Origin of the sequence: Bradyrhizobium sp. SZCCHNRI1009 (genome assembly GCF_032487575.1) — a bacterium.
Taxonomy (GTDB): Bacteria; Pseudomonadota; Alphaproteobacteria; order Rhizobiales; family Xanthobacteraceae; genus Bradyrhizobium.
Map to the genome: position 1 here is coordinate 401,228 of NZ_JAUEUL010000004.1, position 26,668 is coordinate 427,895.

The window sequence follows — 26,668 nt, forward strand, 5'->3', positions numbered from 1 at the left end:
AACGCGAGGGGCGGCGTGTCCGCCCCTCAGCGTGAGGCCGGCACCCGGCGTGGTCCCGGCGCGGGCTGGCCGCCGAACTTGACGCTCATCGCATTGGCGCCGTCGCTGATGTCGACCAGCGTCTTGCGGCTCTCGTCGATCACCTTGGCGGACTTGCGCTTGAAGCTGTCGACGAGCTCGCGCATGGACTTGATCTGATCGAACAGCTGGCCCGGATTGCCGTCCGCGAACCCGGGAATGGCTCCGTCGATCTTGGTGACCAGCGTATCGAAGCCCTTGAAGACATCCTCGGCCTTGTCGATCGCAGAGTCGAAGGCGGCGGTCTTGGCCTGCAGCGAGGCGGTCTCCGTTTCGAACGTCTGCAGCGCTTGCTTGATCGCCGGTGCGTTGCTGACGACGTATTTGTCGATGTTGTGCACCGTCTCGACCATCGTCTCCTGGTCCTTGAGGTCGGCCGTCAGCACCGGCACGCCGTCGCGATCCAGCGGCACCGGCGGAGCGGTCGGCGCGCCGCCGACCAGCGAGATCGCAGCGATACCGGTCAGGCCCTGGAACTCGATGCCCGCTGTGGTGTCCTTGCGGATCGGCGCTGACTTGTCGAGCGTGATCATGGCAACGATCTTGCGCGGGCTCTCGAGATTGATCGAGAGGATCTGCCCGGCCTGCACGCCATCGAAATTCACCGGCCCGCCCTTGCGGAGGCCGGCCGCCGAACCGCCGTCGAACACCACGCGCATGGTGCTGCGCTGCTCGGCGATGCGGCGCTTCTGCTTGATCAGGACGCCGCTGATCCCGGCCGCGACGGCCGCGATCGTCAGGGTTCCCACGATAAGATTGATCGCGCGCATTCCGTGTCCACTGCTGCCTTGGCTCGATTTTAGCCGCTATGTCTCCCGGTTGAAAGCTCAGCGCGCGAGGCCCGGCCGGGAGGGCGCGGCGAGGCCGGCCAGCAGCACCGCCAGGATACCGGTGAGAAAAATGCCATCGAACGTCCCGGCGCCGCCGATCGAGGCCACGGGCGCGCCGAGGCTGCCGATCTTGTCGAGGTTCATCAGGTCGGCGCCGACCAGCGTGCCCATCGAGCCGCCGATATAGGCCAGCGGCGCGGCATATTCGCGCGACAGCAGGAACGCCAGGATCGCGGTCACGACCACCGGCGCGAACACCGGCACGGCGATGCCGACGCCCTGCACCGGCGTCGCCATCGCGTGGATGATCACGGCGATCACCAGCACCGCGATCGCGGCGCGCAGCCAGAGCTGGTAGCGCAGCATGAGATAGGTCGACATGATCGTCGGGATCACCGCGCCGCCGACATTCACGGCGAGCAGAGTACCCGGCCATTGATGCACCAACGGCACGACATATTGCATGCCGAAAAAGTCGATGATCTCGCCAGAGCGCGCGACCTGCCCAGGCAGCATGGTGATCGGGATGTTGAAATAGCTGCCGACCAGCGAGCCGAACAGCAGCAGCATCGCGGTGCCCGAGCTGACGCCGAGCTTCATGTAGGCGTAGCGCAGGATGCCGAACTGGATCAGGACGATCAGGACGCCGAAGGCGAGCACCAGGATCGCAAAGAATATGGGCGTGATCGGCAGATATTGGATCTGGGAATGCATGTCGAAAGCGCTTCGATGATGGACCGTGCTGCCCGCGCAGGATCATCTCACGCGGGCGACAGGGTGACAAATGGTCATTCGGCGCCTAGTTCCCAAGGGCAGCCATGGTCTCGTTCATTCTTCAGACGCGATCAGCGTGGCGTGCAGCACGTAGCGCTCCGGGCCCTGTGTCAGCGCGTCGAACGGCCAGCAGGTGGAGAGCACGAGCTCAGGGCGTTCGGTGTCCGGATCGATGCCGGACGCATCGAAACGCACGACGCTGGCCCCGTCGGCGCGATAGCGGAAGGTCTTGCCGTCGCGCCTGACGATGTCGATCTCGTCGCCGATGCTGACGTCCTTCAGGAAGCGGAAATGCGTGTCGCGATGGCCCGAGTAGACGGCGACACCCGGCTCGCCCGGCTCGGCGCTGCCCTCGACATGGCCGGCGCCGAAGGCCAATGCCTGGCCGCTCGAGCCGGCCAGCGCGATGGTGGAGACGCCGAGGCTCTTCACCTCGATGCGCGCCACCGGGACCATGTCGGCCCAGGACCACGGCTTGACCGGATGTCCCGTAGCGATGGTCTGGGAGAAGGCACGATCGAGCAGCACCTGCGCGACGATCGCCTTGGCATGGATGAGGGCGCCGTGGCCGAACAGGATGAGGCCGACAAGCGCGACTGCGAGCGGGATGACAAATCGTGGCATTCTCTCTCCTCCGTCATTGCGAGCGAAGCGAAGCAATCCAGAGTCGTTGTGCAGCCCCTGGATTGCTTCGTCGCTTCGCTCCTCGCAATGACGACATTGCTTAGTTGGCCGCCCGCCGCCTGATCGCGACGAGCCAGATCAGTTCGAGCATCAGCAGGCCCAACCCGAGCAGCATGCTGAGCTCCGCATCGGTCGCCGTCTTCGGCAGCGTGACCGTCGCCGGCGCTGCCGGCACCACTGGCCGCTTCAGCGCGGCGAGCTGGACGTTGCGGTCTGCTTCAGCGCGGCGCTCCTTCGGCATCGCCGGCATCCGGCCGCGTTCGCCGAACACCTTCTCGTAGTCCCAGCCGGCCGGCAGGTTGATCGGCAGTTCGGCGAGCCTCAGCGGCTCGCCGTCGGGACGGCGCGGCGTCTTGTCGACGGCGACGAGGCTGGTCAGGCGGCTCACCAGCCGGTGCTCCAGCGCGAGCTTCAGAATGGCGCCGTCGGCTTCCTCCGGCGTCATCTGCCGCATCGTCTTCGCCACCTCGGCATCGCCGATCTTGCGCCGCGCCCACAGCTTTGAAAGGCCCTTGCCCTCGGCGGCGCCCGACAGCGGCAGCGTGATGGTCCAGGGCTGGTCGCCGATGCGGCCCTTGAGCTGCAGCGAGCCGGCGAGGCGATCGATTTTGGCGGCCAGCACCAGCGGCTCGTTGCGATAGACGTCCGGCAGCACCGCGGGCGTGAGGTCGGCAGAGGCTTCGGAGAACGTCGCGCTCAGCCCAGTCACCACCGGGTTCTCCAGCTTGGCGAACAAATCGCGCATGCGGTCCTCGACCTGCTCGACCGAACCGATATGGGTGAAGGCGCCGCGTCCGAGCTCGGCGGCGCGCGTCATCAGATAGGTGTTCGGCGCCGAGCCGATGCCGACCATGAAGATGCGCGAGCGGCCGCGCATCGCGGTGATGGTCTCGAACAGCTGCTGCTCGTTGCCGATGGCACCATCGGTCAGAAACACCACCTGACGCACGCGGTCGGAGTCGCTGCCGTCGTCGGTCAGCGCCGCGCGCATCGCCGGCACCATCTCGGTGCCGCCGCGCGCGTCGAGCGCACTGACGAAGCTGGTCGCGCTGCCGACATGCTCGGCATCGGCCGGCACCGAGGCGGGAAACAGCACGGTCATGGTGTCGTCGAAGCGGATCACGTTGAAGCGGTCGCCCGGCTGCAGGCGGTTCAGCGCATAGAGCAGGCTGGCCTTGGCCTGGCGGATCGAGGTGCCGCCCATCGAGCCGGAATTGTCGATCACGAAGATCACGTCGCGCGGCTGCGGACGCTGTGCCGACGCCGTCACTGCGGGAGGCGTGACGAAGGCGAGCAGATAGTCGGCATCGCCGACCTGCTCGTGGAACAGGCCGACCGACGGCGTCGCGGCGGCCGCCGGCTTCCAGGTCAGCTCGAAATCGCGATCGGCCGGCACCACGCCCTCGGCGAGTGTCACGACACGCGTCTTCGCATCGGGGCTGTCGATCGTCACCTGGTGATGGTGGCTCTTGACCTCGCCGATGACGAAGCCTGCCTGCAGCCGCACCGTGATCCTCGTCGGATTGACCGGATCGGTCTTGGCTGGGTCGAGCACCTCCGGCGAGATGCGGTCGCGATCAGGCACGGGATCGTTGCTCGCTGCGCCCCAGCCGTTGCCGCCCGGGCGCAGATCGACGCTCTGCACGATCGGCGCCGGATTGTAGCGCGGCGCCACGACCAGCGGCACCCGCAGCGAGAACTCGCCGCCGCTCGCGGCCACCGGCTGCTGATATTCGATCTGCACCAGCACGGTCTCGCCGGGGCCGATATTGGCGAGCGAGTTGGTGAAGATGTTCGGTCGCTCCTGCTCGGTGAGCGCCGCGGTCTTGCCGTCGCGCTTGGCCTGCTCATAGATCACCTTGGCCTGTTCGCGCGGCTTGATGTCGCCGACCACGACGCGGTCGCCGACGATCATCTTCAGCGTGTCGACCGCGCTGTCGGGTGGCAGCGGATAGACATAGACCGCCTCCATCCATTGCGAGCTGGTGTTCTTGAACAGCTGCGTCACGCGCGCCCGCGCGGTCGGGCCGGAGACGACGATGTCGACTCCGATGCCGAGCCGCGGCGCCTCGGCATAGCTGCCGTCGGACTTGAACAGCAGTGCGCCGGAGCGGGCATCGCCCGGCCTGGTCAGCGGCGGCAGCGGCCCTTCGGCGGACCAGCCAGGGGTGACGCTGAGAAACAACGCCGTGAACCCGACCAGCAGCACGGCGGCAGCCTGCAGCAGCAGGAATAGCAGCATGGTCACGATCCACGACCGGACCGGATGGGTGCTGCTTCTGATATCGTGGTCCATCGTCTCGCTCATCATTGCCTCCGCAACGATCAATTTCGGCATGCCGAGACTGGGCGCATCGCGCCAGCACCGCGAGCGGAATGGTCGGTCTTGTTCGGCCGCCGCCCGCCCGCGCCTGTCCGGTGGCGGTCGAGAGCGCGGCTGATCCGTCCGGGTTTGTGCTGATTTGTCCGTCTGCTAGAAGAGGTGTGCATCACGCGGCAGGGGACAGGATGTCGATACCGGACAACAGCGAGCTTTCCGACGAGCAGAGCCGGCAGGTCGCCGAGACGGTCCGCGAGGAGATCGCGCGGCGCCGGATGTCGCGGCAGGCGCTGGCGGAGCAGGCGAAGCTGAGCCTCTCGACCCTCGAGAAGGCGCTCGGTGGCCGTCGTCCGTTCACGCTCGCCACCATTGTCCGGCTCGAGCAGGCGCTCGGCATATCCCTGCGCAAGGCGCCGAGCGCACCTCTCGTCGCGCCTGCCGCAAGCGGCGGCATTGCACCCGACAGCCTCGGCTCCTATTCGCGGCGGGCTGTGGAGTGGATCGAGGGCACCTACGTCACCTTGCGGCCGTCATTCGGCGACAAGGACGCGATCTACGCCTACCGCACCGACATCGTCTGGGACGATGCCGCGTCGGCGCTGGTGTTTCGCGAAGGCGCGCGGCTCGATGCGGCGTTCACGCAGTTCGGCGAGGTTGCGGTGCCCAACCAGTCCGGCTTCGTCTACCTCGTCACCAACCGCCACGGCCAGCACCGCCTGATCACGGTCTCCAGGCCGACAATCACCGGTGAGATGTACGGCATCATCACGACGCTCCTGGCGGGCCGCGGCTCGCTGCTGACACCGATCGCCGCGCCGATCGCGCTGCTGCCGCTGCGCAATGTGGTGGAGCCGAGCTTCGGCAGACTAGGGACTGACGATCTACATTACGGGTTTTATCGCGAGCATCTGCGCAAGACCGTCGAGGAGCCGTTTGCGCTGTTCGTGCAGGGCGTGCCGTGAGATTTGGGCACACGACTAACCACCGTCATTGCGAGGAGCGAAGCGACGAAGCAATCCAGAGTCGTGAACTCGGCCCTGGATTGCTTCGCTTCGCTCGCAATGACGGAGTTTGTAGTTGCCGCCGTGCTTCTAGCCATGCAGCGTCGTCCCGGCGAACGCCGGGACCCATACCCCCAGGGAGCGGTTTGAGTCCGGCTGGTCATTGGCTTTTTCGCGCCACATCACCGCCGCGGAGTATGGGTCCCGGATCGGCACCGTGCCGCGCTTCGCGCGTCACGGCTTGTCCGGGACGACGGCGGTGGGGTGAGGCGGATTCACGGGATCAAACAGCGCGACGTTCAAGCAGCCGAACGTCTCAACGACAGATCGGATCGATCAGCAGACAATCGACTAAGGACGTGTCATCGCAGTCTCGCGGCGACACTCGCCCGAGGTTTCAATCAGTCCGTCCCTCTTCACGTGCAGAGGGCGCAGGGAATGCCGGGTGAAGGCCTCACCCATGGCCCGCCTGCGAAAAAAATGCAGGCGGCAGGTACCACAGGCAAAGCCGAGCACGCCGGCATTCCCTGCGCGATGGGTTGAACGCTTATACGCAGTCTCCCTGGTGCACCGGCTTGTTGGCCACCATGCCGCGACAATGCTTGCGCGTTGCGCGGGAGACACCAGCTTCGGGGTGTCAGGACGCTGCGACTTCACGTCCGCAAGCGATCGTTCGTCCGCGCCTTCGTAAGAAGACGCTGCGATCTCTCGCGGCCACCGCATCCCCGCCTCGCGTGTCGTGACGATCGCGCGTAACGCCCCTCCGCAGTGAGGCGGGATGGCGAGAGAGAAACATGGATTCGGAAAAATAGCAAGAAGATTTTGCTTGGCAGAATTTGACCCGATACCGGTCGACTCCCTCCCCGCAAGGGGGAGGGGAGTCGACCGGTATCGTGGATAGAACGTGGGCATCAATTGCGCGCGGGTCTACCACCCGGCGCGTGCGTGAACCTACCCCCCGACGTCAGCGCTGATGATGTCGCCGAACAGATCCCACTTGCCGCCCTTGAACTGCATCATCTTGAGCTGCTCGATCGGGGCGAAATCATTCGGGCCGGTGTTGACCTTGATGCCGGGGATCAGGGTGTCAGGCGCAAAATCCTTCAGGCTGGCGGCCTGCTTCATGACGTTCTCGCGGGTCAGAGTGTCGCCGCACTGCTTCAGGGTCTGCACCATGGTCTGCGCCGCGGCATAGCCATAGGCGAGGTTGGCGTCGGAGATGTTGGCGCCGGGCATGTACTTGTCGATGAAGGCCATGAACTTCTTCATGCCCTCGTCGTCCTTCCATTGCGGATCCGACGGGTCCTTGAGATAGCCGGCGGAGAGCACGCCCTCGGAGGCTTCGAGGCCGGCCGGCTTCATCACGGCGCCGATCGAGATCGAGACGTCGGTCATCAGGTGCATCGGCTTCCACTCGAGCTCGGCGATCTTCTTGATCGCCTGGGCTGCGAATTTCGGCGTCGCGATGTTGACGAACACGTCGGCGCCGGTGCCCTTCAGCTTGACGATATGAGCATCGATCGACGGCTCCGAGGTCTCGTAGCTCTCCTCGGCCACGATCATGGTCTTAGCCTTGTCGCCCAGTACCTCCTTGATGCCGAGGACATAGTCCTTGCCGAAATCGTCATTGGCATAGAAGATCGCGATCTTCGCGTTCGGCTTCTCCTTGAGGATGTACTTGGCGAAGATCCGCGCCTCGACGCGGTAGCTGGGCTGGAAACCCATCGTCCACGGAAATTCCTTGGGGTCGTTCCACTTGCTGGCGCCGGTGGCGAGGAACAGCTGCGGCACCTTCTTGGCGTTGTGATATTTCTGTACGGCGGTCTGGGTCGGCGTGCCCAGCGCGTTGAACACCAGGAACACCTCGTCGCTCTCGATCAGCTTGCGCACCTGCTCGACCGTCTTCGGCGGGCTGTAGCCGTCGTCATAGGAGATGAAGTTGATCCGGCGACCGTTGATGCCGCCCTGGTCGTTGATCATCTTGAAATAGGCTTCCTCGGTCTTGCCGATGATGCCGTAGGCCGAGGCCGGGCCGCTATAGGCCTCGACATTGCCGATCTTGATCTCGGTGTCGGTGGCGCCGGTGTCGTATTTCTTTTGCGCAAGGGCGCTCTGGCTCGCCAGTACGGAAAAGGCGGCCGCGGCCGCGAATGAGAGCAGTGTCCTGGTCGTCATCGGCAACATTCCCTGGGCTTCCTCTGGTTGAATTTTCGTGATTGTCGTTCTTGCTCTTGGCCTGCGGCGATGGCGACCGTGCAAGGCCGCTCACCACAACGAGTGGGCAGATGTGTGCAATGCACTGTCTTGCGTCCAGGCGCTGGCCCTGGGAAGCCGGCCGGGCCGACCGGGCGCGCCGCAGGTGATTTTGCCAGCCAGCCACTCCACGCAAGTTGATACGGGCGTTTCCGGCGCATCTTCTGAGGCGCACGAAGCAGGATCCTCCCGGCACCGCCATGACGAAAAGCCCGTTCTATACGGCCGAGCACGAGGCCTTCCGCGACGTCATCAAGCGCTTCGTCGACAAGGAGATCGCGCCGTTCGCGAGCGCGTGGGACGAGGCCGGCGAATTTCCGCGCGCGCTGTATCTGAAGGCGGCGGAGATCGGCCTGCTTGGGCTCGGCTTCCCGGAGGAATTCGGCGGCGTGCCGGCCGACCAGTTCATGAAGATCGTATCGTCGCAGGAATTGGCGCGTGCGGGGGCCGGCGGCATCAGTGCCAGCCTGATGAGCCATACGATCGGCGCGCCGCCGATCGCGCGCGCCGCGCAGCCGCAGGTGAGGGCGCGCGTGCTGCCGGAGATTCTTGCGGGGCGCAAGATCTCGGCGCTGGCGATCACCGAGCCGAGCGGTGGCTCTGACGTTGCCAATCTCAGGACCAGGGCCGTCCGCGACGGCGATCACTATGTCGTCAGCGGCGAGAAGACATTCATCACCTCCGGGATGCGGGCCGACTACGTCACCGTCGCGGTGCGCACCGGCGGACCGGGGCCGGCGGGCGTCAGTCTGCTGCTCGTGCCCGGCGACACGCCGGGGCTGACGCGCACCAGGCTCGACAAGATGGGCTGGTGGGCGTCGGACACGGCGACCCTGCATTTCGACGGCTGCCGCGTGCCGGTCGAGAACCTGATCGGAGAGGAAGGGCAGGGCTTCAAGCTGATCATGCACAATTTCAACAGCGAGCGGATGGGCATGGCGGCGAGCTGCACGGCCTACGCCCGTGTCTGCCTCGACGATGCGATCGCCTACGCCCGGGAGCGCCACACCTTCGGCAAGCCGCTCGCCCAGCACCAGGTCATCCGCCACAAGCTGGTCGACATGGCGCAGCGCGTGGCGGCGTCGCAGGCGATGCTGGAAATGCTGGCGTGGCGGCTCGAACAGGGCGACAATCCGGTCGCCGAGATCTGCATGATGAAGAACCAGGCGACGCAGACGATGGCCTACTGCGCCTCGGAAGCCGTGCAGATCTTTGGCGGCGCCGGTTTCATGCGGGGTGTCCGCGTGGAACGGATCTATCGCGAGGTCAAGGTCAACGCCATCGGCGGCGGCACGGAGGAGATCATGAAAGATCTGGCCAGCCGGCAGATGGGATTGTGAGTCGCGGCCTCTCCAAGCCCGTCATTCCAGGTTCAAGGCCTGCGGCCTTGCCCCGGACTGACGATCGTGAAGCAGTTAGATAAGACATAGCGAGATTCCGGGGTCGGCCGCTGCGCGACCGCTCGGAATGACAGGGAATGAAACATGCTCTTCACCGCCGACCACGACGAACCGCGCCGCATCCTGCAGAAGTTCATCGCCGCCGAGATCAATCCTCACGTCGACGCATGGGAGGAGGCCGGCATCTTCCCCGCGCATGAGCTGTTCAAGAAGCTCGGCGACCTCGGCTTTCTCGGCCTCAACAAGCCGGTCGAGTTCGGCGGCCAGGGGCTGGACTATTCCTACGCGCTGATGATGGCGGAAGAGCTCGGCGCCATCAATTGCGGCGCGATCCCGATGGCGATCGGTGTGCAGACCGACATGGCGACCCCGGCGCTGGCGCGGTTCGGCTCCGACGAGGTGCGCAAGGAGTACCTGGCGCCCGCCATCTCAGGCGACTACGTCGCCTGCATTGGCGTGTCCGAGCCCGGTGCCGGCTCCGACGTCGCCTCGATCAAGACCCAGGCGCGCTCCGATGGCGACGACTACGTCATCAATGGCGGCAAGATGTGGATCACCAACGGTACCCAGGCCGATTTCATCTGCCTGCTCGCCAACACCAGCGACGGACCTGTCCATCGCAACAAGTCGCTGATCTGCGTGCCGATGAAGAGCAAGGGCGTGCAGGTCGCGCGCAAGCTCGACAAGATGGGCATGCGCTCGTCCGACACCGCGCAGATCTTCTTCGACAATGTCCGGGTGCCCAAGCGCAACCGCGTCGGCGAGGAGGGGCAGGGTTTTACTTATCAGATGATGCAGTTCCAGGAGGAGCGGCTGTGGGCCGGCGCCGCCTGCCTCAAGGCGCATGAGGCGATCATCAATGCGACCATCGAGTACACCCGCAACCGCAAGGCCTTCGGCCGCTCGATCCTCGACAACCAGGTCGTCCACTTCAAGCTCGCGGAGATGCAGACCGAGGTCGAGCTGCTGCGCGCATTGACCTATCAGGCCGCGGAGGCGATGATCGCCGGCGAGGACGTGACGCGGCTCGCAACCATGGTGAAGCTCAAGACCGGCCGGCTCGGCCGCGAGCTCACCGACGCCTGCCTGCAATATTGGGGCGGCATGGGCTTCATGAACGAGACCCCGGTCAGCCGCGCCTATCGCGATTCGCGCCTGAGCTCGATCGGCGGCGGCGCCGACGAGGTCATGTTGACCATCCTGTGCAAGATGATGGGGACTTTGCCCGGCACCGGCAAAGCGGGGAACGCCTGATGATCACGCTGTATCATTGCGACGGCGCCCGTTCGTTTCGCTCGTTGTGGATGCTGGAAGAGCTTCGACTTAACTACGAGTTGAAGATGCTGCCGTTCCCGCCACGGGTGCTGGCGAAGGAATATCTGGCGATCAATCCGCTGGGCACGATCCCGCTTCTGATCGACGGCGAGACGAAGATGACGGAGTCCTCCGGCATCTGTCACTATCTCGGCATCAAGCACGGCCCGACGCCGCTGATGGTCGGACCTGAGGAGGCGGCCTACGGTGCGTTCCTTAACTGGATGTATTTCTCCGACGCGACGCTGACGTTCCCGCAGACGCTGGTATTGCGATACACTCAGCTCGAGCCGGAAGAGCGGCGTTCGCCGCAAGTCGCCGCCGACTACGCCAAATGGTTCCTGGGCCGGCTGCGCGCGGTGGAGGCAGCGACCGCGAATGCCGAGTTCTTGTGCGCCGGTCGTTTCACCGCGGCCGACATCGTGATCGGCTATGCGTTGTGGCTCGCCGACACGCTCGGCCTTTCCAAGGAGTTCGGGCCGAATGTGGCGGCCTATTGGGCGCGCCTGCAGCAGCGCGATGGCTACCAGAGGGCGCGCGCCGCCGAGCAGCGTGCAGGCGTGGAGCAGGGCATCAAGCCGCGTGTCAGGCCGTGAGTTGCGCACGTCATTCGGGCGTCCCGGATGACGGATGCATCCTTGAGCACTGGGTTAACCGCGACAAAAATCGGCAGTCATCGCCGATGACAGCGACGCGAATTGCGCTATGGTTCTCTTCCAAAGAAGCGGCCGACAGAGCCGCGCCTCAGGAGGAAGACCATGGATGTGAAGACCATGGACGTGACGCGCCGGGACTCCGGCCATCTCATGCTGATCACGCCCGAGCGCGTCTTCTACGCCGGGCTGCTCGGCCGTCCGCGCCAGCGCTGCTCGGGCGCGTGCCATATCTACGTCGCGCTCACCGGCAGCCTGCGGCTGATTCCCGATGGCGGCGAGGAGCGTTGCGGCGAGCTGCTGGTCGTGCCGCCCAACAGGCAGCACACGATCGAGAGTGATTATCGGACCGTCATCGTCGTGACGATCGAGCCGGAGAGCGTGCCGATCGGAACCTTGGACCGCTTCGCCAGCAAGGTCGCGCGTGAGGCGGAGGCCTATGCCTGCCGCATCCGCGCCGCCTATGAGGAGCTGGTGCAGCGGCCGCTGAGCGGCGACGTCACCAGCGCCGTGTTCGACCGGCTGTGCTTCGGCGAGGTGCTGCCGCAGCGGACGCTCGATCCCCGTGTGGTCAAGGCGATCGGCCTGATCAGCCGCTTCTCCGGCGAGCCGGCGACCGCCGAGAGCTGCGCCGCCGCCGTCGGGCTCTCGACGTCGCGCTTCCTGCATCTGTTCAAGGAGGAGACCGACATCTCCTTCCGCTCGTTCCGCGCCTGGAAGCGCGCGCGGCATCTGCTCAACTACGCCAACCAGGACCTCAACCTGGCGCATCTCGCGCAGGACATCGGCTATCCCGATTCCACGCATTTCAGCCACTCGATCCGCCGCTTCTACGGGCTGAAGCCGCGCGCGATCTTCTCCGGCTCGCGCGATCTCGCGATCTACCGCGCCGGCGAGGCGGCCTTGACCACCTGATCCGGCTTGTCCGCGCGCCGCGACAGGGCGGCGCGCAGCGGAAACTTCGACAGTTCGAGCATGATCAGCGTCGTGATCGCGGCGGCTGCAGTCAGCGCGAGATCGTCGGCGTGCAGCGGTCCGAACCGGAACAGCGCCGCAGCGGCAGGCAGCGTCAGACTTGTCGCGAGCACGGCGACGACGAAGCCGATCACCAGCAGCAGCATGCGGTTCGGCCGCAGCAGCGCCTCGCGCAGCGAGCTCGAGAACGAGCGGTTGACGAAGATCAGGCTGACGATCACCGACACCAGGCTGAAGAACACCAGCGCGCGGAGCTCGTCGTCCGGCATGCCGTTGCGGTGTGCAAGCAGCAGTACGCCACCCGTGGCGAGCATCGCCAGGATGCCCTGCAACGCCCCCCACAGCACCAGCGGCCGCGGCAGCAAAGGCTCCTGCGGATCGCGCGGCGGCCGCCGCATGATGTCGCTCTCCTCGGTCTCGGCCTCGAACACCAGCGAGCAGACGGGATCGATGATCATCTCGAGAAACGCGATGTGCACGGGTCCGAGCAGGAGCGGCAGGCCGGTGACGAGCGGCAGCAGCGCCAGCCCGGCGATGGGAAAGTGCACGGCGAGGATGAAGCTCATCGCCTTGCGCAGATTATCGTAGATGCGCCGGCCGAGCCGGATCGCCTTGACGATCGAGCCGAAATCATCGTCGAGCAGCACGATCGCCGAGGCCTCGCGCGCGACGTCGGTGCCGCGGCCGCCCATGGCGATGCCGATATGCGCGGCCTTGAGCGACGGCGCGTCGTTGACGCCGTCGCCGGTCATCGCGACGATCTCGCCGTCGGCCTTGAGCGCGGTGACGATGCGCAGCTTCTGCTCCGGCATGATGCGCGCGAACGCCGTCGGCGCGCGCGCCGCAAGCGCCAGGGCGTCGTCGTCGAGATCGGCAAGCTCGGGGCCCGCGATGACGCGCTCGGGATCGATCCCGGCCTGCCGCGCAATGGCGGTGGCCGTCGCGGGATAGTCGCCGGTGATCATGATGACGCGGACGCCGGCGGCGCGGCACTCGGCGACGGCATCCTTCACCTCCGGGCGCAGCGGGTCGGCGAAGCCGACGAGACCGCGGAATGAGAACGCGAAGTCCTGCTGCGCGTCGGGGAGCGCCTCGCCGCTCCAGCTCGCCTCGGCGACGCCGAGCACGCGCAGGCCCTCGGCGGCGAGCGTCTCGACGCGCGCCTGCAGCGCCGCCAGCGCGCCGCCGTCGACGCCGCACAGCTTCGCGATCGCTTCCGGAGCACCCTTGGCCGCCGCGACACCGGCGCCGTCGCGCGACCAGACGTTGGTCATCGCCAGCAGGTCGGGGCGCAAACCGTAGCGCCGCTGCAACGTGGCGCCCGCGGTGGCGTCGGCGCCGAGCGCGTGCAGCGCCTTCTCCATCGGATCATGCGACTGCGGGTCGCAGGCGAGCACGGCGGTGGCGACGAGATCGCGGAACGGCGGTGCGATGGCTTCCGGCGTCGCCGTCGCAGGCTGCAGCACGCCGCCGTCCGGCAGCACCAGCCGGGCCACCATCATGCGGTTTTGCGTCAGGGTGCCGGTCTTGTCGGAGCACAGCACGGTGGCGGCGCCGAGCGATTCGATTGCCGAGGCGCGCCGCGTCAGCACCCGCGCCTGCGAGATGCGCCAGGCGCCCATCGCCAGGAACACCGTCAACACCACCGGGAATTCCTCAGGGAGCATCGACATGCCCAGCGCGATGCCGGCGAGGATTCCCTCCAGCCAGCCGCCGCGATACATCGCATAGAGCACGACCGTGATCGCAACCACGATGGCGCCGCCGATCGCGAACGCCACCACCAGGCGCCGGGTTTGCTGCCGCAGCCGCGGCGTCTCGGTCTCCAGGGCGGTCACCGACTGGCCGATCCTGCCGATCGCCGTGTGCGGCCCCGTCGCCATCACCTCGGCGATGCCGCCGCCGCGCACCACCAGGCTGCCGGAGAAGACGAAGGGCTGGTCGTCGCCGCCGGCCACGGTTGCCGCGTCCATCGCTTCGCCGGCGGCCGGCCGCTTGCGCACCGGCACCGATTCGCCCGTCAACAGCGATTCGTCCGTGAGCAGATCGTCGCAGTCGCGCAGCACCGCATCGGCTGCGACGCGATCGCCCTCCGAGAGCACGATGAGATCGCCGCGCACCACCTCGCGGCCGGCGATGCGGATGCGCTCGCCGTCGCGGATCACCAGGGCGCGCGGGCTGGACAGGTCGCGCAGCGATTCCAGCACGCGCTCGGTCCGCGCCTCCTGCACGATGGTGATGAAGACGGAAGCCGAGGCGAATACGCCGAGCAGGATCGCCTCCGCCATGTCGCCCAGCGCGAGATAGATGCCGGCGCCGCCCAGCAGCAACAGCAGCATCGGTTCCTTCAGAACGTCGGCGACGAGGCGCAGCATCGAGCGCGAGCCTGCTTGCGGCAGCTCGTTGAAGCCCTCCGTCTGCAGCCGGCGCGCGGCTTCCGCCGCGCTCAAGCCATCGGGAAACATCGGCGCAGGTTGTGGGTCGGTCGACATTGCACGCCCGTGAGGAGGAGAGCAGGAACCGCTTAGCGCCGTTTCCGGCCGCGGACTTGACGCAAAGCAATATCCGGTTGCGCTGCATGTCACCAGCGAGTCAACGCAAGCAGATCCCGGCGTGCGACCGTCATATACGGACCCTATCAGCACAGCGCCGCCTGCGCGCAGCCCATCGAACGAGTGCCATGAGCGACAAAGCCGTCATCACCTGCGCGCTGAACGGCGTGCTCACCGATCCCAGGCAGCATCACGTGCCGGTCACGCCCGAGGAGATGGCGCGCGAGGCGCGGCGCGCCTATGACGCGGGTGCGGCGATTATGCACATCCATCTGCGCCAGCAGGCCGCTGGCAAGGGGCATCTGCCGTCCTGGGACGTCGACGTCTCCCGCGAGATCCAGCAGGCGATCCGCGAGGCCTGCCCCGGCGTGATCATCAATCACACCTCGGGCGTGTCGGGACCGGACTATCAAGGCGCGCTCGACTGCATCCGGCAGACCCGGCCGGAGATCGCGGCCTGCAATGCCGGCTCGCTGAACTACCTCAAGGTCAAGGCCGACAACACCTGGGCCTGGCCGCCGATGATGTTCGACAATTCGGTCGAGAAGATCCAGGACTATCTCGCCGCGATGAAGGACGCGCACACGATCCCGGAATTCGAATGCTTCGATGTCGGCATCGTGCGCTGTGTCGGGATGTATCGCCAGACCGGCATGTATGACGGCCCGCTCGAATACAACTTCGTGATGGGCGTCGCGTCGGGCATGCCGGCTGATCCCGAGTTGCTGCCGATCCTGCTCAAGCTGAAGCTCGCCGAGGCGCATTGGCAGGTCACCGCGATCGGCCGCGCCGAGATCTGGCCGCTGCACCAACGTTGCGCCGAGCTCGGCGGCCATCTCCGCACCGGACTGGAGGACACGTTCTATCTCGCCGACGGCACCAAGGTGACCTCGAACGGCCAATTGATCGAGGCGATCGCCGCCTGCGCAAGGCGGGCGGGCCGCGAGATCGCAAGCCCCGCCGAAGCGCGGCAGATGTTCGGCACCGTCAACTGATGCGAAGTGCTCCGTCATTGCGAGCGCAGCGAAGCAATCCAGAGTCGTGGGCGGGGCCCTGGATTGCTTCGTCGCTGCGCTCCTCGCAATGACGCCGATGGGGAGGAGTAAATCAATGACCAATCTTGAGACCACCGGCGGCGTGCCCGGTCCGGGCCGGATCGGCCGGGTTGCGATCGGCGATCTCCTGAAGCGCGCGGCGCGGCGCTTCCCGGATCGGGTTGTGATCACCGATGGCGGCCGCCAAGTGACGTTCACCGAGCTCGAGCGCGATGCCAACCGGTTCGCGAACCATCTCCTCGCCAAGGGGCTGAAGCCGGGCGAGACAATCTCGACCGTCTGCAACAACTCGATCGAGTTCGTCAAAGCGCTGTTCGGCATCCATCGCGCCGGTCTCGTCTGGGTGCCGATCAATACGATGCTCGGGCCCGCCGACATGGACTACATCCTCGGCCATGCCGAGGTGCGGTTCGCGCTCATCGACGACAATCTGTTTGCGCAGCCGGAGCGGCGGGCGGCGCTGGAACAGCGCGGCGTCGAGCTGATCGCCGTCGATCTCACCGGGACGGCGAGGACCGCGGGGCTTGCCAGCTTCAACGACCTCATCCAGGGGCATTCGGACGTCGAGCCCGAGATCGAGATCAACGACCGCGATCTCGCGATGATCATCTACACGTCGGGCACGACGTCGCGGCCGAAGGGCGCGATGCATTGCCACCTCGCCGTGGTGATGGCCGTGATGAGCAACTGCATCGAGATGCAGCTCTCGCGCGACGACGGCATCACCGGGCAGTTCCCGCTGTTCCACTGTGCCGGTCACGTGCTGCTGCTCAGCTATCTCTCGGTCGGCGGCCGCATGGCGCTGATGCGCGGCTTCGACCCGGTCGCCTGCATGGAGGCGATCGTGCGCGATCGGCTGACCGTGTTCGTCGGTCTGCCGTTGATGTACCAGGCCATCCTCGATCATCCGCGGCGCAAGGAGTTCGACCTCTCGCATCTGCGCACCTGCCTCTACACCATGGCGCCGATGGGTCGGCCGCTGCTCGAGCGCGCGATCAAGGAGCTGTGTCCGAACTTCGCGCTGACCAGCGGTCAGACCGAGATGTATCCCGCGACGACGATGTCGCGGCCCGAGGTCCAGCTCAACCGCTTCGGCAACTACTGGGGCGAGTCGCTGTTCGTCAACGAGACCGCGATCATGGACGATGCCGGCAATCTGCTGCCGCCGGGCGAGATCGGCGAGCTGGTGCATCGCGGGCCGAACGTGATGTTGGGCTATTACAAGGATCCGAAGTCGACCGAGGACGCCCGCAAGTTCGGCTGGCACCACACCGGCGATCTCGCGGTCATCGACAACGGCGAGGTGCTGTTCCTCGACCGCAAGAAGGACATGATCAAGTCCGGCGGCGAGAACGTCGCCTCGGTCAAGATCGAGGAGACCCTGCTGGCGCATCCGGCGGTGCAGAATGCCGCCGTCGTCGGCCTGCCGCATCCGCAATGGGGCGAGGCGGTGTCGGCCTTCGTCAAGCTCAAGCCCGGCGCGCAGGCCAGTGAGACCGAGCTGCTCGAGCACTGCCGCAAGTCGCTCGGCGGCTTCCAGGTGCCGAAGCTGGTGCGGGTGCTCGAGGAGATGCCGATGACGGCCACCGGCAAGCTGCGCAAGGTCGAGCTGCGCCAGGCCTATGGCGAGCATTTCGCGGCGAAGAGCGCGTGAGCCGTCTACTCGACTTCCTCCGTCATTGCGGGATGACCCGAAGGGCCAGGCCCGGAATCCATACTCCCCATCGTGGCGATGGATTCCGGGCTCGCGCTCCGCGCGCCCCGGAATGACGCCAAATGAGAGAACCCGTCCGTGGCCGTGATCGACAACACCATCTCTCCGTCCGGCGCCGCCTTCCAGGCCAACCGTGACGGCATGCTCGGCCTGATCGCGCGGATGCGCGATCTCGAGGCGCGCACGCGCAATGCCTCCGCGGCGGCCAAGGAGCGCTTCCATCAGCGCGGCCAGTTGCTGCCGCGCGAGCGCGTCGCCCTGGTGCTCGACCCTGGCGCGCCGTTCCTGGAGCTGTCGACGCTTGCCGGCTACATGTTCGATACGCCGGACCCGGCCAGGAGCGTGCCGGGTGGCGGCGTCATTGCGGGTATCGGCTTCGTCGCCGGCGTGCGCTGCGTGGTCTCGGCCAACGATGCCGGCATCGATGCCGGCGCGCTGCAGCCTTACGGCCTCGACAAGACCTTGCGCGTGCAGGAGCTGGCGCTGGAGAACAAGCTGCCCTACGTGCAGCTCGTCGAGAGCGCCGGCGCCAACCTGCTGCGCTACCGCGTCGAGGATTTCGTCCGCGGCGGCAACATCTTTCGCAACCTGGCGCGACTCTCGGCGGCCGGCCTGCCGGTGGTCACCGTGACGCATGGTTCGTCGACCGCGGGCGGTGCCTATCAGACCGGATTGTCCGACTACATCGTCATGGTGCGCGGCCGCACCCGCGCCTTCCTCGCCGGACCGCCGCTGCTGAAGGCCGCGACCGGGGAGATCGCCACCGAGGAGGAGCTCGGCGGCGCCGAGATGCACACCTCGATCTCCGGGCTCGGCGACTATCTCGCCGAGGACGATCGCGACGCGCTGCGCATCGCGCGCGAGATCATGGGCAAGCTCAACTGGGACCGGCCATCGCAGGAGCCGTCGCCGGTCAAGCCGCCGCGCTACGATCAGGAGGAGCTGCTCGGCATCATGCCGCTCGACCACAAGCGTCCCGTCGACATGCGCCAGGTCATTGCGCGCATCGTCGACGACAGTGACTTCGTCGAGATGGCTCCGAACTACGGACCGGCCACGGTGTGCGGCCATGCCCGCGTCGAGGGCCAGGCGATCGGCATAGTCACCAACAACGGCCCGCTCGATCCTGCCGGCGCCAACAAGGCGACGCACTTCATCCAGTCCTGTTGCCAGAGCCGAACGCCGATCCTCTATCTCAACAACACCACAGGCTACATGGTAGGCCGCGCCTATGAGGAGGCCGGCATGATCAAGCACGGCTCCAAGATGATCCAGGCGGTGACCTCGGCGACCGTGCCGCAGATCACGCTCTATTGCGGCGCCTCGTTCGGCGCCGGCAATTACGGCATGTGTGGCCGTGGGTTCCACCCGCGCTTCTGCTTCTCCTGGCCCAACGCCAAGACCGCCGTGATGGGTGGTGAGCAGGCGGCGGAGACGATGGCGATCGTGACCGAAGCGGCCGCGGCCCGCCGCGGCAAGCCGGTGGAACGCGAGAAGCTCGACGCCATGAAGGCGCAGATCATCGGCGTGTTCGACAGCCAGATGGACGTGTTTGCGACCTCGGCGCGCGTCCTCGATGACGGCGTGATCGATCCGCGCGACACCCGCGCGGTGCTGTCGGAGGTGCTGGCGATCTGCCGCGAGGCGGAGGCGCGACACCCGCAGCGCATGCAGTTCTCGGTGTCCAGGCCATGAGCGGAGAGATGACGGGAATGCAACGCAGGCCGTTCCACAAGGTGCTGATCGCCAACCGCGGCGAGATCGGCTTGCGGATCATGCGCACCGCGCGCCGGCTCGGCTACGGCGTGGTCGCCGTCTATTCCGATGCAGATCATGATGCGCCGCATGTCCGGCTTGCCGATCAGGCGGTCCGCATCGGCGCGCCGCCGCCGGCGCAATCCTATCTGAACATCGCCGCGATCATTGCTGCGGCCAAGACGAGCGGGGCCGATGCCGTGCATCCCGGCTACGGCTTTCTCGCCGAGAACGAAGGATTCGCGCAGGCCTGCGAGGAGGCGGGGCTGGTCTTCATCGGACCATCGCCGGTGGCGATCGCGGCGATGGGCAACAAGGCCGGCGCCAAGGACATCATGCACCGCGCCGGGGTCCCCTGCGTGCCCGGCTATCAGGGCGAGGACCAGGGCGACGAGGCGATGCTGCGCGAAGCGCGCCGCATCGGCTTTCCCGTGATGATCAAGGCCGTGGCCGGTGGAGGTGGCCGCGGCATGCGGCTGGTGACGGATGCGGACGCCTTTCCCGACCTGCTGCGCAGCGCACGCTCGGAAGCCGCGACGGCGTTCGGCGACGGCACCGTCATCCTCGAGAAGGCGATCGCCAATCCGCGCCACATCGAGATCCAGGTGTTCGGCGATTCGTTCGGCAATGCCGTCCATCTCGGCGAGCGCGACTGCTCGGTACAGCGGCGGCATCAGAAGCTGATCGAGGAGGCGCCGTCGCCGGCGGTCGGGCCGGAGCTGCGCGCGCGCATGGGCGCGGTGGCGGTGCAGGCGGTGAAGGCGCTGGGCTATGAGGGAGCGGGGACGCTGGAATTCCTGCTCGACGGTGACGGGCAGTTCTACTTCATGGAGATGAACACGCGGCTGCAGGTCGAGCATCCCGTGACAGAGGCCTTGACGGGACTCGATCTCGTCGAATGGCAATTGCGCGTCGCCGCCGGCGAGCCGCTGCCGTTACGCCAGGAGCAGATCAGCTTCTCGGGTCATGCGATCGAGGTGCGACTATGCTCCGAGGATGCGGCGCACGACTTCATGCCGCAGTCCGGGCGGATGGCGCTGTGGCAGATGCCCGAGACGATCCGGGTCGAGCATGCGCTGGAGTCCGGCGCGGAGATCCCGCCCCATTACGATTCGATGATCGCCAAGCTGATCAGCCATGCTGCGACTCGTGAGGAGGCGCGCGCAAGGCTGATCGCCGGATTGGAGCAGGCCGTTGCCTTGGGCGTCCCGACCAACCGGGCCTTCCTGATGTCCTGCCTGCGGCATCCGGCCTTCGCCGCGGGCAAGGCGACCACCGCATTCATCGCGGCGCATCGCGACGAGCTGCGTGCGCCGGCCGCCGAAGCGGCAGACCTCGCGCTGGGCGCGCTGCTGCTTTCCGTCAGCCATCCGCTCGCGCATCCCGTCCGCCGCGGCCGCTCGCTCGCGGCCGCCTTCGCGACGCCGCTCCGGTTCGAGATCGCCGGCGAGGTGGCCGAGTGCGAGCTGCTGCGCGAGCGTGATGGAATCTATCGCGTGACGCGTGGCGATGCAGAGCATCGCTTCGAGATCGTATCGCTCACGGATGATGCGATTCGGGTTCGTCACGCCGAGATCGTCGAGAGCGTGCGCTTCGTCCGCGACAACGATCGGCTGTTCGTCCAGCATCGCGGCCAGACGCTGGCGCTGCGCGACGTGACGTTGGCTAGGCCGCAATCCTCAGCGGCTGGCGGCGGTGATGGCAGGGTTCGCGCGGCGTTGAATGGTCGTGTGGTCGCGGTGCTGGTGAAGCCGGGCGACAGCGTGGCTGTGGGACAGCCGGTGGTGACGCTCGAGGCGATGAAGATGGAGCACGTCCACACCGCCGGCATCGCCGGAACGGTGACCGCGATCGAGGTTGCCGAGGGCGACCAGGTGACGACGGGCCGGATCGTGGCGGAGATTGCGGCCTGATCGTCGGGCAGGGGAGTGAGCTACGGGAAGATCTGCGACGAAGGCAATCATTACTTGTCGCAGCGCGTGTGTGCCGACATCTTGCGGCTTGCTCGGTGCACCTCTCCCCGCTCGCGGCAAGCGGGGAGAGGCCGGATTGCATCGTCAGATGCAATCCGGGTGAGGGGGGTACAGGTCTATCCACGTATACTTCTCGTGCGGCTGCCCCTCACCCCACCCCTCTCCCCGTAAGAACGGGGCGAGGGAGCCTACCGTCCGTGCCGAAATGGCTCGCTTCTCGTCTCTGCGCGTGTCTCGTCTCCAGCTGTTTGCAAACGAATTCGTCGCAAAGAGGAAAGTACGCGAACCAGCGGGATTTTAGCTCGGTCGCTTGCGACTCTCACTCGTGCAATTGCCGCCTCAGCGCGGCGACCAGCCGTGACGTCTGGAACGGCTTCGACAGCAGCGGTGCCGTAGCGAATTCCTCCGGGCATTGATCGACGGAATAGCCGGTGACGGCGACGAAGGGCACGCCGGCCGCCGCCAAGGCGCGCGCGATCGGCGCCGATGTTTCCTGCCCGAGATTGACGTCGAGCACGGCAAGATCGCAATGATTCCGCTCTAGCAGATGGAGGGCTTTGTGCACGGTCGGCGCCACGCCGACCACCGTGAATCCGGCGGCTTCCAGCTCGACCGCGAGGTCGAAGCCGATCATGGGATCGTCCTCGACGATCAGGAGATGAGTCTTCTCACTGGCGCGCATGATGACGGTCGCGGCAGAGGCGTTGCAGGGGGCACCTCAGGTGCCAGCGCAGTCCGGCCGGCAGGAACTCGACCTCGACCGTTCCATCCAGGCCGGCGCGCACCAGGTCGGAAATCACCCGGCTGCCGAAACCGGTGTGCTCCGGCGGCGCGACCTCAGGCCCGCCGCTCTCGACCCAGGTCATGTCGAAGCTGTCATCGATGCGTAGCCAGCGGATCGCGATCCGTCCGTCGTCGTTCGACAGCGCACCATATTTGGCGGCGTTGGTGGCGAGCTCGTGAACCGCCATGCCGATCGACTGCGCGGCCTCCGGCGTCAGCTCGATCGATGGTCCGTCGATCGCGATGCGGTTGCCGATCAGGTCGTTGAACGCGCCGAGTTGCGAGCGGACGAGCCCGTCGAGCGGAATGAAACGCCAATCGTTCTGAATCAGGAGATCCTGATTGCTCGCGATCGCCTGCAGGCGCTCCAGAAAGCGGTTGAGGTCGAGCTGGCGGCCGTGACGGGTCATCTGCCGGGCGATCGCCTGCACCAGCGACAGCAGGTTCTTGCTGCGGTGGTTCACCTCGGCCAGCAAGGTGCGCAACTGCTCCCTTGTCTGGCGCTTGTCGGTGATGTCACGCACGATCTTGGAGGCGCCGATGATGCGGCCGCTGGAATCCCGGACCGGCGAGACCGTCACCGATACGTCGATGAGTGCCCCATCCTTGCGCAGGCGGATGGTCTCGAAATTGTCGATGATCTCGCCGGACAGCACGGTGGCAAGGATCCGGTCCTCCTCGGCCTGGCGCTCCTGCGGGATGATCGTGCGGATCGAGTGGTTGATCATCTCGCCTTCCGAGAAGCCGAAGATGCGTTCGGCGCTCTTGTTCCAGCTGGTGATCGTGCCGTCCAGCGTCTTGCTGACGACGCCGTCCGAGGACGAGGCGACGATGGCCGCGAGCATCGCCGACGCACGCTCGGCCTTCTTCGACAGCGTGACGTCGCGGATGATTTTGGAGATGCCGACGATCACGCCGGTGCTGCTGCGGATCGGTGAAAACGTGATGGAAACCTCGATCGGGCGTCCCGGCTTGGTCAGCCGGACGGTCTCGAAGCTCTCGATCGCTTCGCCCGCGTTGACCCTGGCGCGCAAGGCGCTCGCTTCTTCCGCCAGCTCGGGGGGTATGATCTCGGAGACGGGTCTGCCGATCATTTCAGCCGCGGTGAACCCCAGCATCCGTTCGCTAGCCGCATTCCAGCTGCGGATGATACCGTCTGCGGTGGTGCCGACAATGGCGTCGGCCGAGCACTCCACGATCGCCGCCAGATAGGCCGTATCGTCGTCGGTTACGCGTGGGGCGGGGGAGGCGCCGGGCATTCCGTGCACGTCGCAGGCTCCTTGCTAACAGGTCGACAGAGAAGACGCCGCGCACGGGATTACCAACTTGTTTGTGTACAAATGCAAGGGCTATCTCGATCGCTGCTTGTTGTTGGTTTTTCCGGCAACGAGGACAGGACGACTTGCCGCCAGCAGACCCCCCAGGGGCCGTGCGACGTGCTCCAGCTCACGACGGCGAACACCAAGAACGCAGGCTTGGGCGGTTTGTTCCAAGGGATCCTGTTAAATTGCCGCCGAACCGGCGCCAGGGTGCGCTTGCAGCCGGACGCCGCCGGCTAGGGGCTGCGGCTCAACCCATTGGCGAATGTGGCCTTAATTACTTCCTCAGGCTGAGAATGTAGCCTGCCAGGTCGGCCGCATCATTCGCACTGAGCGGATTGTTGGCCATCGTTGCGTGGGGAAGCAGGAGGAACTTGGTCAGCATCTCCTTCGTCACGTCGTCCCTGGCCGCGATGGCGACGAACGGCCGGGCGCGCCGGAACTTGGTCGGCTTGGTGGCCACCGCGTGGCAGGCGGCGCACCAGCGCTCGGCGAGCTGGCGGCCGTGGTCGAGATCCTCGGCGGCCGCCGGAGCGGAGAGCAGGACCAGCAGCAGCAGCAGCGATGGTACGGAGGCACGTCGCACGCCCGGTTCTCCTCACAGCGGCTGGTCGTCGTCGGTCGACGGCTGGTCCTGCAGCGAGACGATGTCACCGCCGCCGAACTCGTCCTCTGGCGGCGGATAGACCCACATGTGGTCGCGCACGCTCCTGACGCCCTGGACGCTCTTGGCCGCCACGATCGCCGTGGCCCGCTCCTTCTCGTTGCGCACCGCCCCCGTGAGATGCGCGATGCCGTTGCGGACGACGACGTTGAAGCGGCAATGCTTGCAGGCGGCCTGGTCGAGTGAATCGAGGATGGCGCTGCGGATGCCGTCATCGTCGGGGGTGGGGCCCGGAACGGCAGTGGCGAGGTCGGCCACGGTTTGCAGGAAATCCGTATGTGTCACCACGCCGGCCAGCCGGTCGCCACTCATCACCGGGAGACGCTTGATGTTGCGCTTTTCCATGATCTCGGCGATCTCCGCCAGGCTGGCATCGGCGCTGACGGTGACCGGAGGCTGGCTCATGATGTCGCCGACCGTCCGGCCGTGGGAATGGACGAAGTCGGCGCCGATGCGACCGCGGCCGACCAGGAGGTCGAGCCAGCGGCCTTGCCTGCGCTCGGTGCCGAGCTCGGCGCGGCGCAGGAAATCACCGTCCGTCACCATGCCGACGAGCGTGCCGGACGCGTCGACCACCGGCAGCCCGCCGATGTGGTTGTGCAGCATGATCCGCGCTGCCTCGGCCACCGGGGTTCCGGGCGTCACCGCGATCACGGATCTGGTCATGATTTGATGAGCGCGCATGTCGTCGTCTCGTGCAATCGCTACGGTCGCAATCGATGGAGAATAGCTCCGCGGCATCGCGCGCGCTTGACCAGGATCAATCCGAGGTCGTGCCGCCCTACACGATCCTTGACGTCTTGTTGCCCCAATAGCGGTCGCGCAGCAGGCGCTTGTAGAGCTTGCCGGTCGGCAGCCGCGGCAGCTCCTTCTCGAAATCGATCGAGCGCGGCACCTTCTGCCGCGACAGCGACTGCCGGCAGAACGCGATCAGCTCCTCTTCCAGCTCAGGCCCGGGCATGATGCCCGACATCGGCTGGACCACCGCCTTCACCTCCTCGCCGAGATCTAGGTTGGGCACGCCGAACACGGCGGCATCGGCGACCTTCGGATGCGTGATCAGCAGGTTCTCGCATTCCTGCGGGTAGATGTTCACGCCGCCGGAGATGATCATGAAGGTGGCGCGGTCGGTGAGATAGAGATAGCCGTCGGCATCGACATAGCCGACGTCGCCCACGGTGCTCATGCTGCCGTCGGCCGAACGGGCCTCCTTGGTGCGCTCGGGGTCGTTGAAGTATTCGAACGGCGAGCCCGTCTTGAACCACACCGTGCCGGCGGTCCCGACCGGGCAAGGCTGCATGTTTTCGTCGAGGATGTGCAGGTCGCCGAACAGCACCTTGCCGACCGTGCCGCGATGCGCGAGCCATTCCGCGCTGTCGCAGGCGGTGAAGCCGAGGCCTTCGGTGGCGCCGTAATATTCGTGGATGATCGGCCCCCACCATCTGATCATGTCCTCCTTGACCTGTGCCGGGCAGGGCGCTGCGGCGTGGATTGCGACCTCGAGCGAGGAGAGGTCGTAGCGGGTCCGAACGTCCTCCGGCAGCTTGAGCATGCGCGAGAACATCGTCGGCACCAATTGGGTGTGCGTGATGCCCCATTGCTCGACGAGCTGGAGATAACGCTCGGGATCGAACGTCTCCATGATGATGGCGGTGCCGCCGACGCGGATGGTGAGGTTGACCGCGGCCTGCGGCGCGGAGTGATAGAGCGGCGCCGGCGACAGGTAGATCATGCCCTCGCGGTAGCGCCACAGCCTTTCCAGGAAGTCGAAGATCGGAAGCTGCTGCACCGGCGGCTGCTCGGGCAGCGGCCGCAGGATGCCCTTCGGCCGGCCCGTGGTGCCGGAGGAGTACAGCATTGCGGTGCCGACGCATTCGTCGGCGATCGGCGTCGCCGGCAGGCCGGCTGTGGCCTCGGCGAGGCCGACGATCCCCTCGCTCTCGCCTGCGCCATCGGCGACGATGCACAGCTCGATGCCGGGCGCCTCCTTCAGCGCCTCGCGCGCGACGTCGAGCTTGGCGAGGGAAGTGATCAGGAGCCGCGACCGGCTGTTATTGAGGATGTAGGTCAGCTCGCCGGGCGTGAGGTAGGAGTTCACGCAGGTGAAATACAGCCCGGAGCGCTCGCCGGCGCCGCACGCCTCCAGATAGCGGCTGTTGTTCTCCATGAAGATCGAATAGTGGTCGAGCCGCTTCAGGCCGCGTTGGCGGAACAGATGCGCCAGCCGGTTGCTGCGCGCCTCCAGCTCGCGATAGGTCACCGCCTCGCCGGTCGAGGCCATGATGAAGGCAGGCTGCAGTGGGCGCAGCCGGGCGTGCTTGCCGGTGTACATGTGTCCTCCTGCCGATGCGCGCAGCTCGCCGCGGCGCGCGGGCGGGAGGCGCCTGCCGCGGCACCTCGGCATGGCGACGCGATGCAGACGATGCTGCCTCACGCGTCCAGGCGGTTTCCGTCCCTGCGCACCATCCCGGCGGGACGGCTCGTTGTTTGGCGCGAATGTAGCGGAGGAGCCCGCCTCTCTCAACATGGCTGTCAGCCGACTGACCGAGGCGCGAAGGGGATGGGCGCGGC

General features: G+C 66.4%; 20 protein-coding genes. 9 read left to right on the top strand and 11 right to left on the bottom strand.

What is annotated here, in order from left to right:
- Window positions 1-26: 26 nt before the first annotated feature.
- The 4 genes from QX010_RS10770 to QX010_RS10785 form a co-directional block, all read right to left on the bottom strand.
- Complete coding sequence (locus tag QX010_RS10770; RefSeq protein ID WP_316179356.1) at window positions 27-848, bottom strand: MlaD family protein; 822 nt, start codon at window positions 846-848, stop codon at window positions 27-29.
- A gap of 57 nt (window positions 849-905) precedes the next feature.
- Entirely contained in the window at window positions 906-1,622 is a 717-nt protein-coding gene (locus QX010_RS10775) for a DUF1614 domain-containing protein (RefSeq protein ID WP_316179358.1), read from the bottom strand.
- Between the two features lie 114 nt (window positions 1,623-1,736).
- Window positions 1,737-2,306 carry a class GN sortase gene (locus tag QX010_RS10780; protein ID WP_316179360.1) on the bottom strand — a complete coding sequence of 190 codons (570 nt, stop codon included), beginning with the start codon at window positions 2,304-2,306 and terminating at the stop codon, window positions 1,737-1,739.
- Window positions 2,307-2,406: 100 nt separating this feature from the next.
- Entirely contained in the window at window positions 2,407-4,674 is a 2,268-nt protein-coding gene (locus tag QX010_RS10785; protein WP_316179361.1) for a marine proteobacterial sortase target protein, read from the bottom strand.
- Window positions 4,675-4,874: 200 nt separating this feature from the next.
- Here QX010_RS10785 and QX010_RS10790 point away from each other — a divergent pair, with 200 nt between their 5' ends.
- Complete coding sequence (locus QX010_RS10790) at window positions 4,875-5,648, top strand: helix-turn-helix transcriptional regulator (RefSeq protein ID WP_316179362.1); 774 nt, start codon at window positions 4,875-4,877, stop codon at window positions 5,646-5,648.
- Window positions 5,649-6,638: 990 nt separating this feature from the next.
- Here the strand turns inward: QX010_RS10790 and QX010_RS10795 are convergent.
- Entirely contained in the window at window positions 6,639-7,871 is a 1,233-nt protein-coding gene (locus QX010_RS10795; protein ID WP_316179363.1) for an ABC transporter substrate-binding protein, read from the bottom strand.
- 269 nt (window positions 7,872-8,140) lie between these two features.
- Between QX010_RS10795 and QX010_RS10800 the strand changes: the two genes are divergently transcribed.
- The 4 genes from QX010_RS10800 to QX010_RS10815 all read left to right on the top strand — a co-directional run bounded on the left by QX010_RS10800 (window position 8,141) and on the right by QX010_RS10815 (window position 12,222).
- Window positions 8,141-9,280, top strand: a complete 1,140-nt coding sequence (locus QX010_RS10800; protein ID WP_316179364.1) for an acyl-CoA dehydrogenase family protein — start codon at window positions 8,141-8,143, stop codon at window positions 9,278-9,280.
- Between the two features lie 144 nt (window positions 9,281-9,424).
- Window positions 9,425-10,594 carry an acyl-CoA dehydrogenase family protein gene (locus QX010_RS10805; RefSeq protein ID WP_316179366.1) on the top strand — a complete coding sequence of 390 codons (1,170 nt, stop codon included), beginning with the start codon at window positions 9,425-9,427 and terminating at the stop codon, window positions 10,592-10,594.
- A complete protein-coding gene (locus QX010_RS10810) occupies window positions 10,594-11,250 on the top strand; it encodes a glutathione S-transferase family protein (RefSeq protein WP_316179368.1) in 657 nt (218 codons plus the stop codon). The genes QX010_RS10805 and QX010_RS10810 overlap by 1 nt, the downstream gene beginning before the upstream one ends.
- A gap of 177 nt (window positions 11,251-11,427) precedes the next feature.
- The gene (locus tag QX010_RS10815) at window positions 11,428-12,222 is read left to right on the top strand and encodes a helix-turn-helix domain-containing protein (RefSeq protein WP_316179432.1); all 795 of its coding nucleotides are present in this window, start codon (window positions 11,428-11,430) and stop codon (window positions 12,220-12,222) included.
- Here QX010_RS10815 and QX010_RS10820 read toward each other — a convergent pair.
- Entirely contained in the window at window positions 12,189-14,774 is a 2,586-nt protein-coding gene (locus tag QX010_RS10820; RefSeq protein WP_316179370.1) for a cation-translocating P-type ATPase, read from the bottom strand. The genes QX010_RS10815 and QX010_RS10820 overlap by 34 nt on opposite strands.
- 188 nt (window positions 14,775-14,962) lie before the next feature.
- On the opposite strand from QX010_RS10820, the gene QX010_RS10825 reads away from it, so the two are divergent.
- The 4 genes from QX010_RS10825 (at window position 14,963) to QX010_RS10840 (ending at window position 21,271) form a co-directional block, all read left to right on the top strand.
- Window positions 14,963-15,829, top strand: a complete 867-nt coding sequence (locus tag QX010_RS10825) for a 3-keto-5-aminohexanoate cleavage protein (RefSeq protein WP_315801670.1) — start codon at window positions 14,963-14,965, stop codon at window positions 15,827-15,829.
- A gap of 115 nt (window positions 15,830-15,944) precedes the next feature.
- Window positions 15,945-17,543 (top strand): AMP-binding protein, encoded by a 1,599-nt coding sequence (locus QX010_RS10830; RefSeq protein ID WP_316179372.1) that lies wholly within the window; start codon window positions 15,945-15,947, stop codon window positions 17,541-17,543.
- Window positions 17,544-17,681: 138 nt separating this feature from the next.
- Complete coding sequence (locus QX010_RS10835) at window positions 17,682-19,298, top strand: acyl-CoA carboxylase subunit beta (RefSeq protein WP_316179374.1); 1,617 nt, start codon at window positions 17,682-17,684, stop codon at window positions 19,296-19,298.
- Between the two features lie 17 nt (window positions 19,299-19,315).
- A complete protein-coding gene (locus QX010_RS10840; RefSeq protein WP_316179434.1) occupies window positions 19,316-21,271 on the top strand; it encodes an acetyl-CoA carboxylase biotin carboxylase subunit in 1,956 nt (651 codons plus the stop codon).
- Window positions 21,272-21,650: 379 nt separating this feature from the next.
- Here QX010_RS10840 and QX010_RS10845 read toward each other — a convergent pair whose 3' ends face one another.
- From QX010_RS10845 to QX010_RS10865, 5 genes are all read right to left on the bottom strand, one after another.
- Window positions 21,651-22,013, bottom strand: coding sequence for a response regulator (locus tag QX010_RS10845; protein WP_315801667.1), 363 nt, complete (start codon window positions 22,011-22,013; stop codon window positions 21,651-21,653).
- Window positions 22,000-23,382 carry a PAS domain S-box protein gene (locus tag QX010_RS10850; RefSeq protein ID WP_316179376.1) on the bottom strand — a complete coding sequence of 461 codons (1,383 nt, stop codon included), beginning with the start codon at window positions 23,380-23,382 and terminating at the stop codon, window positions 22,000-22,002. Before QX010_RS10850 ends, QX010_RS10845 begins: the two co-directional genes overlap by 14 nt.
- Before the next feature lie 328 nt (window positions 23,383-23,710).
- Window positions 23,711-24,019 (bottom strand): cytochrome c, encoded by a 309-nt coding sequence (locus QX010_RS10855; protein WP_316179378.1) that lies wholly within the window; start codon window positions 24,017-24,019, stop codon window positions 23,711-23,713.
- Window positions 24,020-24,031: 12 nt separating this feature from the next.
- Window positions 24,032-24,781: a CBS domain-containing protein gene (locus QX010_RS10860; RefSeq protein ID WP_315801664.1), complete on the bottom strand. Its 750-nt coding sequence runs from the start codon at window positions 24,779-24,781 to the stop codon at window positions 24,032-24,034.
- Window positions 24,782-24,878: 97 nt separating this feature from the next.
- Entirely contained in the window at window positions 24,879-26,429 is a 1,551-nt protein-coding gene (locus QX010_RS10865) for an AMP-binding protein (RefSeq protein WP_316179380.1), read from the bottom strand.
- Window positions 26,430-26,668: the final 239 nt, after the last annotated feature.

Excerpts from the sequence above, each read along its gene's own strand:
- QX010_RS10775 (WP_316179358.1), bottom strand. The coding sequence starts at position 1,622 with ATGCATTCCCAGATCCAATATCTGCCGATCACGCCCATATTCTTTGCG.
- QX010_RS10795 (WP_316179363.1), bottom strand. The coding sequence starts at position 7,871 with ATGTTGCCGATGACGACCAGGACACTGCTCTCATTCGCGGCCGCGGCC.
- QX010_RS10825 (WP_315801670.1), top strand. The coding sequence starts at position 14,963 with ATGAGCGACAAAGCCGTCATCACCTGCGCGCTGAACGGCGTGCTCACC.
- QX010_RS10865 (WP_316179380.1), bottom strand. The coding sequence starts at position 26,429 with ATGTACACCGGCAAGCACGCCCGGCTGCGCCCACTGCAGCCTGCCTTC.
- QX010_RS10840 (WP_316179434.1), top strand. The coding sequence starts at position 19,316 with ATGCAACGCAGGCCGTTCCACAAGGTGCTGATCGCCAACCGCGGCGAG.
- QX010_RS10780 (WP_316179360.1), bottom strand. The coding sequence starts at position 2,306 with ATGCCACGATTTGTCATCCCGCTCGCAGTCGCGCTTGTCGGCCTCATC.
- QX010_RS10800 (WP_316179364.1), top strand. The coding sequence starts at position 8,141 with ATGACGAAAAGCCCGTTCTATACGGCCGAGCACGAGGCCTTCCGCGAC.
- QX010_RS10820 (WP_316179370.1), bottom strand. The coding sequence starts at position 14,774 with ATGTCGACCGACCCACAACCTGCGCCGATGTTTCCCGATGGCTTGAGC.
- QX010_RS10845 (WP_315801667.1), bottom strand. The coding sequence starts at position 22,013 with ATGCGCGCCAGTGAGAAGACTCATCTCCTGATCGTCGAGGACGATCCC.
- QX010_RS10830 (WP_316179372.1), top strand. The coding sequence starts at position 15,945 with ATGACCAATCTTGAGACCACCGGCGGCGTGCCCGGTCCGGGCCGGATC.
- QX010_RS10785 (WP_316179361.1), bottom strand. The coding sequence starts at position 4,674 with ATGAGCGAGACGATGGACCACGATATCAGAAGCAGCACCCATCCGGTC.
- QX010_RS10790 (WP_316179362.1), top strand. The coding sequence starts at position 4,875 with ATGTCGATACCGGACAACAGCGAGCTTTCCGACGAGCAGAGCCGGCAG.
- QX010_RS10805 (WP_316179366.1), top strand. The coding sequence starts at position 9,425 with ATGCTCTTCACCGCCGACCACGACGAACCGCGCCGCATCCTGCAGAAG.
- QX010_RS10770 (WP_316179356.1), bottom strand. The coding sequence starts at position 848 with ATGCGCGCGATCAATCTTATCGTGGGAACCCTGACGATCGCGGCCGTC.
- QX010_RS10810 (WP_316179368.1), top strand. The coding sequence starts at position 10,594 with ATGATCACGCTGTATCATTGCGACGGCGCCCGTTCGTTTCGCTCGTTG.
- QX010_RS10860 (WP_315801664.1), bottom strand. The coding sequence starts at position 24,781 with ATGCGCGCTCATCAAATCATGACCAGATCCGTGATCGCGGTGACGCCC.
- QX010_RS10815 (WP_316179432.1), top strand. The coding sequence starts at position 11,428 with ATGGACGTGACGCGCCGGGACTCCGGCCATCTCATGCTGATCACGCCC.